This is a genomic window from Kitasatospora sp. NBC_00374 (assembly GCF_041434935.1).
Taxonomy (GTDB): Bacteria; Actinomycetota; Actinomycetes; order Streptomycetales; family Streptomycetaceae; genus Kitasatospora.
The window spans coordinates 1,122,312-1,138,053 of sequence record NZ_CP107964.1 but is presented as its reverse complement, the minus strand read 5'-3'; the positions used below and the strand labels follow the sequence as shown (position 1 = coordinate 1,138,053).

Annotated in this window: 13 protein-coding genes; 8 read left to right on the top strand and 5 right to left on the bottom strand. The window is 72.9% G+C overall.

What is annotated here, in order from left to right:
• Positions 1-142: 142 nt before the first annotated feature.
• Positions 143-1,417: a PucR family transcriptional regulator gene (locus OG871_RS05215; protein ID WP_371494497.1), complete on the bottom strand. Its 1,275-nt coding sequence runs from the start codon at positions 1,415-1,417 to the stop codon at positions 143-145.
• Positions 1,418-2,092: 675 nt separating this feature from the next.
• Here OG871_RS05215 and OG871_RS05210 point away from each other — a divergent pair.
• Entirely contained in the window at positions 2,093-3,445 is a 1,353-nt protein-coding gene (locus tag OG871_RS05210; protein WP_371494495.1) for a lipase family protein, read from the top strand.
• Between the two features lie 230 nt (positions 3,446-3,675).
• On the opposite strand, the gene OG871_RS05205 is transcribed toward OG871_RS05210, so the two are convergent.
• Together OG871_RS05205 and OG871_RS05200 are read right to left on the bottom strand one after the other, a co-directional pair.
• On the bottom strand, positions 3,676-4,851 hold the full coding sequence (locus OG871_RS05205; RefSeq protein WP_371494493.1) for a cytochrome P450: 1,176 nt from the start codon (positions 4,849-4,851) through the stop codon (positions 3,676-3,678).
• A gap of 239 nt (positions 4,852-5,090) precedes the next feature.
• On the bottom strand, positions 5,091-6,071 hold the full coding sequence (locus OG871_RS05200) for a hypothetical protein (protein WP_371494491.1): 981 nt from the start codon (positions 6,069-6,071) through the stop codon (positions 5,091-5,093).
• 183 nt (positions 6,072-6,254) lie between these two features.
• Between OG871_RS05200 and OG871_RS05195 the strand changes: the two genes are divergently transcribed.
• The 6 genes from OG871_RS05195 (at position 6,255) to OG871_RS05170 (ending at position 11,561) form a co-directional block, all read left to right on the top strand.
• Positions 6,255-7,067 carry an alpha/beta fold hydrolase gene (locus OG871_RS05195; RefSeq protein WP_371494489.1) on the top strand — a complete coding sequence of 271 codons (813 nt, stop codon included), beginning with the start codon at positions 6,255-6,257 and terminating at the stop codon, positions 7,065-7,067.
• Positions 7,068-7,356: 289 nt separating this feature from the next.
• On the top strand, positions 7,357-7,917 hold the full coding sequence (locus OG871_RS05190) for an RNA polymerase sigma factor (protein ID WP_371494488.1): 561 nt from the start codon (positions 7,357-7,359) through the stop codon (positions 7,915-7,917).
• Complete coding sequence (locus tag OG871_RS05185; protein WP_371494486.1) at positions 7,914-8,753, top strand: zf-HC2 domain-containing protein; 840 nt, start codon at positions 7,914-7,916, stop codon at positions 8,751-8,753. The genes OG871_RS05190 and OG871_RS05185 overlap by 4 nt, the downstream gene beginning before the upstream one ends.
• 32 nt (positions 8,754-8,785) lie before the next feature.
• Complete coding sequence (locus OG871_RS05180; protein WP_371494484.1) at positions 8,786-9,595, top strand: ABC transporter ATP-binding protein; 810 nt, start codon at positions 8,786-8,788, stop codon at positions 9,593-9,595.
• Positions 9,592-10,992 (top strand): hypothetical protein, encoded by a 1,401-nt coding sequence (locus tag OG871_RS05175; RefSeq protein ID WP_371494483.1) that lies wholly within the window; start codon positions 9,592-9,594, stop codon positions 10,990-10,992. Before OG871_RS05180 ends, OG871_RS05175 begins: the two co-directional genes overlap by 4 nt.
• Positions 10,989-11,561, top strand: a complete 573-nt coding sequence (locus OG871_RS05170; RefSeq protein ID WP_371494481.1) for a hypothetical protein — start codon at positions 10,989-10,991, stop codon at positions 11,559-11,561. Before OG871_RS05175 ends, OG871_RS05170 begins: the two co-directional genes overlap by 4 nt.
• Positions 11,562-11,635: 74 nt before the next feature.
• Here OG871_RS05170 and pntB read toward each other — a convergent pair whose 3' ends face one another.
• Together pntB and OG871_RS05160 are read right to left on the bottom strand one after the other, a co-directional pair.
• Positions 11,636-13,099, bottom strand: a complete 1,464-nt coding sequence (gene pntB / locus OG871_RS05165; protein WP_371494480.1) for a Re/Si-specific NAD(P)(+) transhydrogenase subunit beta — start codon at positions 13,097-13,099, stop codon at positions 11,636-11,638.
• A gap of 6 nt (positions 13,100-13,105) precedes the next feature.
• Positions 13,106-14,674, bottom strand: coding sequence for a Re/Si-specific NAD(P)(+) transhydrogenase subunit alpha (locus OG871_RS05160; RefSeq protein WP_371494478.1), 1,569 nt, complete (start codon positions 14,672-14,674; stop codon positions 13,106-13,108).
• A 523-nt stretch (positions 14,675-15,197) separates the two neighbouring features.
• On the opposite strand from OG871_RS05160, the gene OG871_RS05155 reads away from it, so the two are divergent.
• Positions 15,198-15,671 carry a hypothetical protein gene (locus OG871_RS05155; protein WP_371503215.1) on the top strand — a complete coding sequence of 158 codons (474 nt, stop codon included), beginning with the start codon at positions 15,198-15,200 and terminating at the stop codon, positions 15,669-15,671.
• Positions 15,672-15,742: the final 71 nt, after the last annotated feature.

Genomic DNA, 15,742 nt, shown 5'->3' with positions numbered 1-15,742 from the left:
AGCAGTAACGTTCGGTGGGGCGGGACCGGGAGTGGAGTCGAGCCCGGCCGTCGGCAACGGCCCGAGGCGGCAGCCGTGTTGTGGCCGAGGCGTTGTGCACCCGCAGGCTGATCGACCGGCCGCTCGGCCCGCGCGGGCGGCGTCAGCCGCCGTCCTGTCCGCCGTGCCGGGCGGTGTCATGGGCGGCCAGCGCGGCGCGCAGGGTCAGCTGGTCGGCGCCCCGGGCGGCGTCCAGTCCGGTGAGTTCCGTGGCTCTGCGCAGCCGGTAGTCGACGGTGTTGGGGTGGACCTGGAGCCGGGCGGCCGCCTGGCGCCGGTCGAGGCCGCAGGCGAGGAACGTGCGCAGCGTGTCGAGCAGTTCGGGGCGCCGGGCCAGCGGGGCGAGCAGCGCGCCGAGCCGGTCCCTGGCCGGGCTCGGGCGGCTCAGCTGGTACTCCAGCAGGACGTCGTCGAGGAGGTACAGCCCGGGTCCGCGGCCGGAGGCCTGCGCCACCTCCCGTAGCTCGCCCACCAGTCGGGAGGCGTCCGCGACGCCGTCCGGTGCGGCGGCGGCCGCTGTCACCAGCAGCTCGGCGCCGCACATCCGGCCGAGGTGTTCGACCAGCCGGGAGAGCCGGTCCCGGTCGGTGCCGCCGAAGTCGGCGGGCGGTGTGTCGGAGGGGAACAGCACCAGGCCGCCGTTCCCGGACAGCACGGACAGCGGGACGCCCGCGGTCTGGCGCTGCAGTTCGTTGCGCAGCCGCCGGAGTTTGCGGCGGGCGGCGACGGCGTGGTTCACACCGGGCAGCAGCTCGTCGGGGTGCGGTCCCATGGCGATGCCCAGGACCAGGTAGCAGGCCGGCAGCGGGAGGCCGGCGCGGTCGGCCGCGGTCTGCGGGTCGCCGCCCTCCAGCAGCGTGGACAGCAGCGACTGCCGGGCGACCTGTTCGTCGCCGAGCGCCGCCTGCCGCTCCTGGACGTACCCGGCCGCGACCGCGCAGCTCACCAGCCGGAGGTAGTCGAGCAGCCTCTGCTGCACCAGCAGTACGTCCGGCAGGTCGCCCGGTCCGGCGGCCGACAGGACCTGGGCCGCGCACTCCTGCGCCCCGAAGTGGTAGGCCCCGACGACGGCGTCCAGCGGTACGCCCTCGTCCGCGCGCCGGGCCGACGACTCGCTGATCCTCGCCAGTTCGGTCTCGCCGGGCAGCTCACCGGTGCGCAGCACCTCGGTGAAGGCCCGGATGCCGCGGTCCACCTCCCGGGTGATCTCGCCGCGGAGCTGCTCGGAGGGGAGCGCCCCGTAGGCGGGAACCCGGTCGACGAGCTGGGCCATCACCGCGGGAGCCAGGGCCGCCGCGGCGGTCCTGAGCCGCTCGTGGACGGGTATGCCGCCGAGCCGCGGCGCCGAGTCGCGCTCCGCCGTGTTGGACGCGGTCACAATCCACCTCGCGAATCTCTGTTGTCCGGCCCGGGGACACGGCGCCGTACCCCGGTCATTATGTTTTCCGGGACGTTACTTACCCGTTGGTAACACGTTCGCCGGTTGGACCACCAGAGGTGCGCACACCCCGACCGCACCGTCCACCGGACCCCCACAGAGCCGCGCACGCCCACCCCCCCACCCACCACCTCCCACCCCCACCCGCCGGAGGACCGCTTTGCCCGCGCGAAAGGCCGCCGCGCCCCCACCTGCCGCCGCCGTTGCCGTCCCGGTGCCGGTCTCTGCTCCCGGAACGGAACCGCAGGCCGCCGCCAGGCCCGCGGCCGCCACTGCGCTCCGGAGCACACCTTCGTCGCACGACCGTTGCCCGCACGCCGTCGGTGGCCCCGTGCGGTGACCGGCGTCGTCCCGCCGGACCGGTGCGGCTCGCGCCGCTGTACGGGCACTCCGCCGTCGCCCGTCACCCGGACGGACGCGCTCGGCTGCGCCTGACCACCTTCCGATCCGGCCGACGCCATGGGGCGCGACCACCCGTCAGGCCCCGGCAAGGTGCCGACCGGACGGCCACCACAGCCGCGCCGCTCCTCGCGTCTCCGCGCGTGGCGGCGCCGCCCGCGGAGACCTGCACTTCCACCAGATCCCGTTGATCCCATCCCACGAACCGGGGGAGTCATGCCCAAGAACACGTCTCGGCTACTCGCCGTCGCCGTCACCGCCGTCATGGCGGCATCGGCCATGGCCGCCACCGCAGGACCGGCCGCCGCAGCCACACCGCAGGCGGCTGCAGGGGCCTCGGCGAGCGACCCGTTCTACACCTACGACGGCAGTGTGCCCCTGGCCTCCCTCGCGCCGGGCACCGTGCTGAAGACCCGGACCCTGCAGTACCACCTCCTGGGGCTGCCCACCCCGGTGAAGGCGATCCAGCTGCTCTACCGCACCACCGACGCGCAGGGCCGCCCGGCCGCCAACGTCACCACGGTGGTGAGAAGCCTGACGGGGGACGGCAGCAAGGCGGTCTCGTACCAGTCGTTCTACGACTCCCTGAACCCGCAGGACGGTCCGTCCCGGGCCATCGCCGGAGACGTCACCCTCGGCGGGGTGATCCCGAACGCCGAGGCCCTCTTCCTGGTGCCGCTGCTGGCGCAGGGCTACAACCTCGTCATCCCGGACACCGAGGGGCAGAGCGCCGACTTCGCGGCCGGCCCGGAGTACGCGACCAACACCCTGGACTCGATCCGCGCCGCGACCAGGTCCGCGGCCACCGGCATGAACTCCGACACCGCCTTCGGGCTCATGGGCTACTCCGGCGGTGCCATCGCGACCAACTGGGCGGCCGCACTCGCGCCGAGCTACGCACCCGAGGTCAACAGCAGGCTGGTCGGCTTCACCGAGGGCGGCCTGCTCGTGGACCCGGCACACAACCTGAAGTACGTCGACGGCTCCCTGGTGTGGAGCGGTGTCATCCCGATGGCGGTCATCGGGGTCTCCCGCTCCTTCGGCACCGACCTCAAGCCCTACCTGAGCGACTACGGCCTGACCGTGTACCAGCAGCTGGAGCAGGGGTCGATCGTCGACGCTCTGGGCCACTACCCGGGGCTGACCTGGAAGAAGATGGCGAAGCCGCAGTACGCCGACCCGAACTCGGTGCCGGCCTTCCTGGCGGCGGTGAACCGGATCAACCTCGGCTCGGCCCCGACCCCGACCATCCCGGGCCACATCGCCCAGGGCAACGGCGGCGTCCTGGAGGGAACCTTCGGCAGCCCCTCCGGCATCGGGACCGGCGACGGGGTGATGGTCGCCGGAGACGTCCGGGCCCTCGCCCGGAAGTACTGCGCCACCGGGAACGGGCAGATCAAGTTCCAGCAGTTCGACCTGCTCAGCCACGTCGGCGTCCCCGTCGTCTGGGCACCCATCGCCCTGGGCTGGCTCAACGACCGGTTCGCGGGCCGGACCGCGCCCTCCGACTGCGGCCACATCCCCGCCGGGAACTCCCTGGAGCCGGAGCAGCCGGCGCCGACCTCCTGACCGCGCCGGCCCCTGACACCCCGCACTCCCGAGGCCCCGCCGTACCCAGACCCACGCGGCGGGGCCGCCCGCGCCCGGCAGTGCCGTCCGCACCGAACCACGGCACCACAGCCCTCCGGCGGGCCCACGAGCGGGACGGATCTCGGAGAGAGTTCACCGCGGCCCTCCACCATGTGAGTCACCTTCAGCCAGGCGCGGCAAGGGCGGTGGAGCCGGTGCGGCAGGCCTGGTCAGAGCAGAATCGGTAGGGCAACCAGGCCCCGCATCAGCCTTGTGTGCCGCCACTCCAACTCCTCGGCGGGCACAGCGAGGCGGAGCTGGGGAAAACGTGTGACGAGGGCACGGAGCGCAATTCCGCCTTCGGCCCGGGCCAGTGGAGCCCCGAGGCATCGGTGGATGCCGTGTCCGAAGGCGAGGTGCCCTCCGGTATCGCGGTCAAGGGCGAGTCGGTCCGGCTCGGGGAATCGGGCAGGGTCGCGGTTCGCGGCGCCCGGCGCGATGAGCACGGGTGACCCTGCGGGAATCTCCGTGTCACCCAGCCTGGTGGTCTCGGTCGTGAACCGGAACGTGGCCGTGCTGACAGGGGAGTCGAGCCGCAGCAGCTCGTCGATGGCTGTCTCGACCAGGCCGGGCTCCTCGCGCAGGCGGTGAAGCGAATCCGGTGCCTTGAGCAGCGCCAGCAGGCCGTTGCCGATCAGGTTGGTGGTGGTCTCGTGCCCGGCCACGAGGATGAGCACCGCGAGGGAGACGAGTTCGTCCTCGCTGAGCCTGTCCTCGCCGTCCCGGGCGCGGATCAAGCCGGTGAGCAAGCTGTCGTCGGGCGTGCGCCGCTTGGCAGCGATGAGGTCGGCCATGTAGTCGGCGACGGCGTGTGACGCGGAGTCGATCCGCTCGGGTCGGCCGGCTGCGAACAGTTCGTTCGACCAGATGTGCATCGAAGTCCGGTCCGCCACGGGCACCCCCAGCATGTGGCAGATCACGGTGACCGGGAGCGGGACAGCAAGCTTCTGGATGGCGTCGGTCTGCTCGCCGGGAGCCCACTCGTCGAGCAGCTCGCCGACCACGCTCTCGATGTAGGGGCGCATACGCGCCACGGCTCCCGGAGTGAACGCCTTCGTGACCAGACTCCGCAGCCGAGTGTGCCGAGGCGGATCGGTGGCGAGCATGCTCTGGGACACCGCGGGGTGCAGGTTGCGCCCGGTCTCCTTACCGGCGAAGAAGCGCGCCGTGTCCTTCGACAGCCGCGGGTCGGTGAACGCCTCCTTGGCTTCCGCGTAGCCGGTCACGAGGTAGCTGGACCGGCCTCCTCCACCGGGCAGCTTCTGCACTGGCGAGGCGCTTCGGAGCGCCGCGAAGGTGGGGTACGGGTTCCTGAAGAAGCCTGGGTCCTGAAGCGGGTTGCTCATGGGTACTCCTGCGCCGTCTCGACCATCGGTGCCTCGCGCGAGGCCGTCCGGACGATGTCGCTTGCGGCACACGCCCGTGCCACCGAGCGTAGCCAGACGGTCTCGGCCGCCGGCGGGACAGGCAGAGTGACGGCGCGTCCGAGCGCGTCCGAGCGCGTCGACGGTCGACGCCGCGACCTGCCGGTCGCCGTAGCGGTCGGGCAGTTGGGCGCAGGGCTCAGGACAGCGGGGAGTTGCGGTCACGGGCGTGCCTCCTGGGGGTTTTCCGGCCGAGGTGTCCGGGTGGTGCGCAGGTGGTCGGCGGCCTCCCGGGTGAGGGTGTCGACGGGCCATCCGGTGAGGGTGGTCAACGCGGTGCGGCGCACTTCGGGCGTGCTGCTGGTGAGTGCGGACCGCAGCAGGGGCCATCCGTGTTCGGGATGGCGTCGCAGGAGATGCGCGAACAGGAGTAGGGCGTGGTCGCGTTCGGGTCGGGGGGTGGTGGCGAGGCGTCGTTCGGCCAGGTCGAGGATGTGTGCGGCGTGCCGGCGGTCGCTGGTGCGCAGTGCATGGAACCAGGTCGGGTCGAGCACCGGGTCGGTGGTGTCGCGCAGCGTCCGCACCGCCTGGATGCGTCCCCAGCCCGCGACCCGTTGGGCGAGGGTGTGGACGGCCAGGTCTGCGTCGGGCTGGGAGCGGTGGAGTGCGACCGCTGCGTAGAGGGTGAGCTCGTCCAGGCTGCCGAGCAGGAGCAGCAGTTCGCGGTCGCGGATGTCCCCGCCCAGGCCCAGGAGCACCAGGCCGATCTTGACCGGGGCGCGGTGGGTACCGTGTTCCGCCAACTGACGGCCCAGTCGGCGCAGCCCGTCGGACGGCAGACCGCGGCGGCGGACCTCGGCGCTGAGCTGGTCGGCGACCTCGATCGGCTCGCAGGTGGCGAGCAGGTCGTGGAGGCTTCTGAGCCTGTCGCCGCTGATGCTTGGCGCCGGTGCCAGCAGCAGGTGTTCGAGGTGGTCGGCGAGTTCGACGCCGGTGGGAGGAACAACGCCGTCGCTGTCCGGGGTATGTCGTACCAGAGCGTCCTCGCCGCCGCCGACGAGGACGACGCGGGCGCTGTCCGGGCGTGCGTCGGGAAGAGGGTCGCCGAACCCGGGCCACGGACCGGGGCCGTGGCGACCACGGAGGGTCCGCGCATGGTCGAACAGAGTGGGACTCTCGCCGGCGGCACCGCCATTGCGCACCCGCCACGAGCCGGTCAACAACCTGAGGGCCGGCTGCCCTTTCGCGTAGTCATGACGTGGATAGTGCCCAATACGGCTCGTCTTGGCAACCTCGATTTTCGACGTTCTGGCAGGGTTGTCAGGTTCTCTGCGTCGGGTGGGCTCTGCGCCCGGTGGATGCGGCGGTGTGATCGAATCGGGGGTATGACGACCGAGTTGATCCCCGTCGCCGGCGGAGGCCACATCTGGGCCGAGAAGGCCGGGAACGGCCCCCCGCTCGTCCTGCTCCACGGATCGGTCCACGACAGCCGCCTGTGGAGCCGTGTCTTCTCCGCGCTGGCACGCCACCACACCGTGGTTCGTTACGACGCCAGGGGCCATGGATGCTCGACGTCTCCGACCGCGCCGTTCCGCTATGAAGACGACCTGCTGGCGGTCCTGGACCGATTCGGCTTCCAGACCGCGGGTCTCGTTGGCTTGAGCATGGGAGGCGAGGTCGCGCTCGACTTCACCCTGGAACACCCCGAGCGGGTCCGGTCGCTGACGCTGATCGCGGCGTCCGCCAGCGGGCACGAGTGGCCCCAGAGCCCCGAGATGGATGCGTACGTCGCGGCACATCGTGGATCGGTCGGCCGCCGCATCGCCGAGCTGGAGCTCACGCTCTGGGCGAGCCTGGGCGACCGGGCCCCAGGTTTCGAGGTCATCGAGCCCATGGTGCGGGAGAACGCCGAAGCCGGAGCCGCCGCCGAGCAGGGACACGCGCTCGACCCGGCCGAGGGCGCTGTCGACCGACTGGACCGGATCGAGGTTCCGACGATGGTCGTCGTCGGCGATCACGACCACCCGGAGATCGGCGTCATCGCCGGGCGTCTCGCCGACGGCATCCCCGGCGCGCGGCTGGAGGTGGTCGCCGATGCCGATCACTACCTGCCACTGCGGGCTCCCGGGCGACTTCTCGAACTCCTCCTCGGTTCCGACGGTTTCGTTGATCGTCGTGGGGGTCGTTCGGACAGGTGATGGGGGGACTGATCCGGCGGCACGGGGCCGGGCAGCGGGGAAGCTGACCGGCGCGGGGTTGACGCGCGTCCGCCGCAGGCCGAAGCTTCGGCACCGGAGGCCGTACTGACAGGGTGTTCGAGCGGCCGGAAGGACTTCATCAGCGGTCCCGGTGGTGGGCTCGCCGCGACGGCGGCCGCCCTGCGGACAGGTGGCCCGGCGAGCCCGGCCGGCCGCGCCGGTGCGTGGAGGTGTGACACAGGTCACGGCGGATGCAGAACCTGTGCCCCCAACCCGGCGTCTGGCTGGTGTGAGATCACGTAGGAGAGCACTGGACGAGCTGGACGAGGAACGCCTCGTCCGGCTGGTGGCCAGAGGTGACCGCCGGGCGTTCGACGAGCTGTACCGGCGCACGTCGCCGTGGCTGGCGGTGCGGTTGCGCCGCCGCTGCGCGGACGAGCAGATCGTCGCCGAGGTCATGCAGGAGACCTATCTGGCGGTGTGGCGCGCGGCCGGCGCGTTCGCCGGGAGCGCGGTCGGCGGGACGGCCGTCGGGTGGCTGTGGACGATCGCGGCGCGCCGCCTCGTCGACGCGTTCCGCCGCCGAGCCCACCACGCCGAACCGCCGGTCGCCGCCGCCGAGCGGGCGGTGGTGCCCGCGGCGGAGGACGAGGCGCTCGCCGGGACGGTCGGCGGCGACGTCGGCGACGCCCTGCGGCGACTGGCGCCGGAACTCCGACAGGTACTGCAGGCCACGGTGCTCGACGGGCTCTCCGTCCGGGAGACCGCCGTCCTGCTCAGACTGCCCGAAGGCACGGTCAAGACCCGCGCCCGCCGGGCCCGGATCGCGATGCGGGAGGCGCTGGCATGAGTGCTGGCACGAGTGCGGAACACGCGTCGATGCGGTTGATCGACGACTATGCGCGCGGTGACGCGGCGCTGGCCGCGGACACCGTCTGGGCGCTGGAAGCCCACCTGGAGACCTGCGCGCTGTGCCGCAGCCGCCTGGCGGCCTCCGTGGCCACCGAGGCGCCCGGCGTCGCCGCGCTGATCGACACCGTCCGGGCCGGGCTGGAACCCCAGCTGGACGCGGCCGGCAGCGGCCCCCGGCGGCGACTGCGTCCGAGGTGGGTGTCGGCCTGGCTCACGCCGGCGATGACCCCGTGGCTGGCCATGACCGTCCTCGTCACCCTGCTGGCGCTGCTGCTGGACGCGGTCGCGTCACCGACGCTCCTCGGCGACGCCTCACCGGCCCTGCTGGTCGCGCCCGTGCTGCCGATGTGCGCTGTCGCCGCGGCGTGGTCGCGCGCCCTGGACCCGGCGCACGAACTGACGGCCTCGACCGCCCGGGCCGGCCTGCCCCTGCTGCTCAGGCGCACCACCGCGGTCCTCGGGGTGGTCCTGCCGGGGCTCCTGGTGGGGGGATGGCTGACCGGGACCATGACGGCCGCGCAGTGGTTGCTGCCCTCCCTGGCCTTCACCTCCACCGCCCTGGCGCTGGGCAGCGTGGTCGGCGTGACCCGCGCCGCCGCCGGGCTGGCGATCGCGTGGGGCGTCGCCGTCGTGGCGCCCACCTGGGCCACCGGCCACGTCCCCGCTCTCCTGCAACTCGCCCTGCAGCCGGACCGGTTGCCCGGCTGGGGACTACTCCTCGCGCTCGGCGCCGGCGCCGTGATCGCCCGCCGGAACGCCTACTCGACGCTGTGAAACCATCCTCGACCCTTGAAAGGGACCACCGCATGACACCTCTGACGAGCGCGGCCGACACCGCGCCGAAGACCTACGCCTGGGAGATCCGGGCCAGCGGCCTGAGAGTACGCGTCGGACGCAAGAAGATGGCCGTCGACGGGCTCGACCTCTCCCTGGGCACCGGCGCCCACGGCCTCCTGGGGCCCAACGGAGCGGGGAAGACCACCCTGATCCGGGCGCTGGCCACCGTGCTGCGCCCCGCCGAGGGCGAACTGGAGCTGCTCGGCACCGCCGTCGGCAAGCTGGGCGACCACCGGGCCCTGCGCCGGCGGATCGGCTACCTGCCGCAGGAGTTCGGTTACTACAAGCGCTTCACGGTCCGTGAGTTCGTCGAGTACATGGCCTGGTTGAAGGAGGTCCCGAAGTCGGACATCCCCGCGGCCGTCCAGCGGGCCGTGGAACGGGTGGGCCTGGCGGACCGCGCCGACCACCGGATGAAGACCCTCTCCGGCGGCATGGTGCGGCGGGCCGGCATCGCCCAGGCCATCGTCAACGACCCCGCGGTGCTGCTGCTGGACGAGCCCACGGCCGGCCTCGACCCGGCGCAGCGGCTGCGCTTCCGCGAGCTGCTGCAGGAACTGGGCCGTGACACCTGCGTGGTCGTCTCCACCCACCTGGTCGAGGACGTCGCGGCGGCCTGCTCCGACGTGGTGCTCTTCGCCGACGGGCGCCTCGTCTTCCAGGGCACCCCGGACGACCTGGCGGCGGCGGGCGGCCCCGACCACCCGGGCGACAGCCCGCTGGAGCGCGGCTACTCGGCGCTGCTGCGCAACTCGGGACAGCAGGGAGGCACCTGGTGAACGGACGTGTCCTGCGCACCGAGTTGAAGCGCTCCGTCGCGCTGTGGGCCGGCGTCGTCGTCCTGGGAGGCAGCCTGGCGGTCTTCTGTCTGATCGACGGGATCTGGTGGAAGGGCACCGCGGGGTGGACGGCCCAGTGGACCTCCATGGCCATGTGGACCAGGTACCTGCTGGGCTTCTGGTGGCCGCTCGTGGTGGGCATGGGGGCGGTGTACGGGCTGCGCGAATCCCGCTCGCGGATGACCGAACTGCTGACCACCACGCCACTGCCCGCCTGGCGCCGTGCGGCGCTGCCGGCCGGTGCGATGGCGCTGGCGCTGGTGTCGGGCTTCGGCCTGCTGGTCCTCGTGGGCGCAGTCCAGGTGGCCCTGGGCGCCACCACCTACACGCCCGTCGGCTGGCTGCCGATCTCGCTCGTGGGGGCGCTGGCCCTGGTCGCGGGGGCCTTGTTCGGCATGGGCGTCGCGCGGGCCCTGCCCTCCGTGCTCACCCCGCCGGCCCTGGTGGTGCTCGTCCTCATGCTGACGGGCCTGCTCCTGCGACAGGGCAACGAAGGGGCACGGCCGTCGGGCGTCGCGCCGAACCGGCTCGCCCAGCTGTCCCCGGTGACCGCGGAGCCGCGGGAGATGCTGCTGACCCTGTCCGGCTCGGTGCATTTCGGCCAGACGCTCTGGCTGCTCGGCCTGCTCGCCACCGGCTTCGCACTGCTGTCGGCCGTGACCCGCCGGGCCCGGCTGCTCGCGGTGACCCCCGTCCTGGCCGGCGCGGCCCTGGCCCTGCTGATCCTCCCGGCCGCCGCGCGCGACACCTACGTCGTCGACAAGGCCGCCGCCGCCCCGGTCTGTGACGGACCGGTGTGCGTGACGCAGGCGAACCGCTCACGCCTGCCCGAGCTCGCGCCGCGCAGCAAGGAGGCGCTGCGCGTACTGCACGAGATCCTGGGCGACAAGGCGCCGAACTCGGTGCGGGAGGACACCGCGCTGCGCGCACTCGGCGAGGAACGCGGACTCTCCGGCGACGTGGTGCTGGTCGACTTCGACGAACGGCTGTTCGCCGACGCGACCGGAGCCGAGCTGACCCGCGCGCTGATCGCCCAGGGCCTGGCACCGAACTGCCACGGGCACAGCGACCGCGAGGGCGGGGGCAGCGACGACGTCGCCGTCCAGAGCATCGCCGTGAGCTGGGCCCTGCGTGACCCCCAGCTCCGGCCGCTGGAGAAGAAGGGCAGCGACGCGTACTCGCTCAAGACCTGGGCGGACGCCGACGCCGCCTGGCAGCGGCTGACGGCGCTGTCACCGGCCGAGCAGCGTTCGCGGATCGCCGAGGTGCGCGCCGCCGAACTCTCCTGCACGGGCTACGTCCAGCTGTCGGTCCTCGCGGGGGAGGCGTCGCGATGAGGTGGCTGATCCTGTACGCGCGTTCACGGCAGGTGCCCACCTCCGTCGCCGCGGTCACGCTCGTCGCGCTGGTGCTGTGGGCGCTCAACCTGGGCCGCCCGGGCCCGGTGGACCTGGGGTTGGTGGTCGTGGTCCTCACCGCGAACGTGGCGGCCGCCTCCGTCGGGCTCGGCGGGCGGGATCCCGCCCTGGAGCGGACGGCCGCGATCCGCTGGGTGCCCCGCCGGGCGGCGCACGTGCTGCTGATCGGCGCGTTCGCCAGTGCGGCGCTGCTGGCGGTCCGGGCGGCGGGAGTGGAGCTCGCCCCCACCGAGGTCGTCGTCCGGGACGGCGCGGGCCTGGTCGGCCTGGCCGCGCTCGGGGCGGCGCTGTGCGGGGCACAGTTCGCCTGGACCCTGCCGACCGGCTGGCTCGCGTTCACCCTCCTCGTCCCGACGCCGCGCGGCACCGTGGGAGAGGTGCTCCATTGGATGAGCTTTCCCCCCGGCACGGCGGCGTCCGCCGCGACCGCGTGGGCCCTGCTGGCGACCGGCACCGTGGCGTACGCCCTGGCAGGACCGCGACGGTAACCGGCCGGGGCCGGTGCGAGCGGACCGCCCGGCACGTCGTGCCCGGGCGGTCCGTTCGGGCCGGGGTGCCCGCCCTAGCCGGCCGTCGTCGGCTGGCGGACGGGCCGGACGGGGGCGGCCTCGGTCTGGCCGGTGAGGGCCTGCAGGATCGCTTCCACGCTCTGCTTGGCGTCCCCGAAGAGCATGCTGCTGTTCTCGCGGAAGAACAGCGGGTTCTGCACGCCCGCGTAGCCGGACGCCATCGAGCGCTTGAAGACGATCACCTGCTCCGCCTCCCACACCCGCAGGACCGGCATCCCGGCGATCGGGCTGGACGGGTCGTCGGTGGCGGCCGGGTTGACGGTGTCGTTGGCACCGATGACGAGGACGACGGAGGTCGCGGCGAAGTCGTCGTTGATCTCGTCCATCTCCAGGACGACGTCGTACGGCACCTTCGCCTCGGCCAGCAGCACGTTCATGTGCCCCGGCAGGCGCCCGGCCACCGGGTGCACGCCGAAGCGGACCTCGACGCCGCGCTCGCGGAGGCGGCGCGTCAGCTCCGCCACCGGGTGCTGGGCCTGGGCCACCGCCATCCCGTAGCCGGGGGTGATGACCACGGACCGGGCCTGCGCGAGCAGCCCCGCGGTCTCCTCGGCGCGGATCTCGCGGTGCTCCCCCTGCTCCTCATCCCCGCCCGACGGGGCCTCGATGCCGAAGCCGCCGGCGATGACCGAGATGAAGGAGCGGTTCATCGCCCGGCACATGATGTACGACAGGTAGGCGCCGGAGGAGCCGACCAGCGCCCCGGTGACGATGAGCAGGTTGTTGTCGAGGAGGAACCCGGCGGCGGCCGCGGCCCAGCCCGAGTAGCTGTTCAGCATGGAGACGACGACGGGCATGTCGCCGCCGCCGATCGAGGCGACCAGGTGCCAGCCGAGAGCCAGTGCCAGGACGGTCACCGCGACCATCAGCCCCAGGCTCGGGCGTGTGGTGAACCAGGCGGTGAGTCCCGCGAACGCGGCCAGCGCCCCCAGGTTGAGGACGTTCTTGCCGGGCAGTGTGAGCGGGCGCGAGGCGATCCGGGCGGACAGCTTGAGGAAGGCCACGATGGAGCCGGTGAAGGTGACCCCGCCGATGAAGATGCCGATGAAGACCTCGGCGTGGTGGATGCCCAGCAGGTCGCCGGCGACCAGCGTCTGGGCCGAGCCGTGGGCCTCGACCTCCAGGTAGCCGTTCCAGCCGACCAGGACGGCGGCGAGACCGACGAAACTGTGTAGGACGGCGATGAGTTCGGGCATCTGCGTCATGCCGACCCGCCGCGCCTGCCACAGGCCCGCCGCACCGCCGAGCACCATCGCGAGGACGATCAGGGCGACCGCGCCGGCGGTGATGCTCTGCGCCGCCAGCACGACGGTGGCGGCCAGGGCGAGGGCCATGCCGGCGATGCCGTAGACGACGCCGGCGCGCGAGGTCCGGTGCTGGGACAGCCCGGCCAGACTGAGAATGAACAGCAGGGCGGCGACCAGGTCCGCGGCGTGGGACGCTGTGGTGGAAGTCATCGGGGTTCAGCGCCTTTCGGGGGCAGTCGAGAACATGCTCAGCATGCGGCGGGTGACGGCGAAGCCTCCGAAGATGTTCACGCTCGTCAGCAGCACGGCCACGGACGACAGCGCGGTCACGACCCAGCTCTCGTGCCCGATCTGCACCAGGGCGCCGATCACCACGATCCCGGAGATCGCGTTGGTCACCGACATCAGCGGGGTGTGCAACGCGTGGTGGACCTTGCCGATGACGTAGTAGCCGATGACCACCGCGAGCGCGAAGACCGTGAAGTTCTCGGCGAGTTGGGTCGGCGCGAACGCGATCAGCAGGAAGACCGCCAGCATCCCCAGGCCGATCAGGCCGAACCGCACCGCAGGGGTGAGCCGGGACTCCTTCGTTCCCACCGGCGCGGCCGGGGCCGCGGGCGTCGTGGTGGGGGCCGCCGACACGGCCACGGGCGGCGGCGGCCAGGTGACCTCGCCGGCCCGGACCACCGTCACCGCCCGCTGGACCACGTCGTCGAAGTCGATGACCAGCCGGCCGTCCCTGCCGGGAGTCAGCAGCTTCAGCAGGTTCACCAGGTTGGTGCCGAACAGCTGCGACGCCTGGGTGGCCAGCCGGCCGGCCAGGTCGGTGTAGCCGACGATGGTGACACCGTTGTCGGTCACCACCGCCCGGCCGGGCACGGTGCCCTCGACGTTGCCGCCCTGGGCGGCGGCCATGTCGACGATGACGCTGCCCGGCTTCATCGCCGCCACGTCCTCGGCCGTGACCAGCCGTGGGGCGGGACGGCCGGGGATCAGCGCGGTCGTGATGATGATGTCCACGTCCTTGGCCTGCTCGTGGTAGAGCGCGGCGGCGGCGCGGTCGTATTCGGCGGAGGTCGCCTTGGCGTAGCCGTCGGTGCTCGCCTCCTGCACGACGTCCACGGCCAGGTACTCGCCGCCCAGCGAGCGGACCTGGTCCGCGACCTCGGGCCGTGGATCGGTGGCGCGGACGATCGCGCCCAGGGTGGACGCCGCGCCGATGGCCGCGAGCCCGGCCACGCCGGCACCCGCCACGAGGACCTTCGCCGGCGGTACCTTGCCCGCGGCGGTGACCTGGCCGGTGAAGAAGCGCCCGAACACGTGGGCCGCCTCGATCACCGCCCGGTACCCCGCGATGTTCGCCATCGAACTGAGTACGTCCATCGACTGCGCCCGCGAGATCCGCGGGACGCCGTCCAGCGCGAGCGCCGTGACGCCGCGTGAGGACAGCTCCTGCACCAGCTCGGGGCGCTGGGCCGGCGCGAGCAGGCCGACGACCGTGGCGTCCGCGCGCAGCCGGGCGATCTCGTCGCCCGACGGTGCGTTGACCTTGAGGACCACCTCGGCCGCCCAGGCGTCGCCGATGCTGGCGCCGGCCTCGGTGTAGGCCCCGTCGGTGAATCCGGAGGCCGCGCCGGCCTCCGACTCGACGACGACCTCGTAGCCGAGGCCGAGCAACTGCCGCACCGTGGCGGGCGTCGCGGCGACACGGGTCTCCCCGGAGGTCGACTCGGCGACCACGCCGATGCGCTGGGGTGGGTGATGGGTCGGGACCTGTGCAGACATGTCTGGTGTCTCTCTCGTCGGAGGCGCTGCTGACCGGGCATCTGCGGCAGAGGGGAGTGCTCCACCCACTGGTCGCAGGAACGTACACCTCCACGACGTCCCGGGCCGAGACCGCGAGGCAGTGATTAGCCTCACTGAGTGAGCGGGCGCGGCTGAAAGACGATGGTGTCGCCGGGCCGGGACGAGGTGACGACCGCGGTGGAAGGACCGGGCGCCGATCGGAAGTCGATCACGAGGAGGGCCCGTCGGATGACCGTCGGTCAGGGGTCTTCACCGGAACCGGCGGATGGCCCGGTGAGGTCCTGGCCTTCGCGCGAGGCGGCTATCTGCCGTGGCCGGAAGTCTGCTCAACCCGCGTACACATCCGTGAGAACCGGCAGGTGGTGCGGGCCGCAGCCGATGCGGCCCGCACGGCACCGCCGGTCCGCACCTCCGGGAGCGTGGCCACCGGTCGTGCTCGAACTCATCGACGCGCTCGCGCGGTTGTGGGCCCGCCTGCCACGGTGACTTCGACCGGCCGGGCATCGCTCTCGCCACCCGCCTGGCTCGGCGCTACCGGGCCAGGCCGTGGCGGATGACCGCCGCCGCCGACGAGCACCTTCCGCCACCCCCGCTCCCGGGCGGCGCAGCCCTCCCGGGCGACCTGGGGCCCCGGTCCGGCCCCCGGGACGACCGGCTTCGGCGCCGGGGCAGGGGTGGATGCCGTCCGTCCGGGTGGGACCTGCCGCCAAGTGGGTGGCGTTGTGGCCCGAGATTCTCCCGGAGCCTTCGCGGCGGGCTGTTGCGCAGGTGGCGGGCGGCTCGTCGTCCGCGCGCAGGGCGTAAGGCCTGTGATCCCGACACGGAGGTCACCGGGGGAGCGGGTCGTGCCGGGCCCGGTGTCGGCGGGCTTTCGCCGCGGTCCGCGCGGCGGGCGACGGGGCGCATGGTGCCCGGCCGGGTCAGTATGGGAGGGAGGCTGCTCGTTCACTCGTCGGCTCGAATGAGGTTCTTGTGATGGGCATGTCATGGCATGCGTCGTCGCGGCCCGGGCGCGAGGCCGCCGAGGCGAGAGCGGGGCGCGGCCTT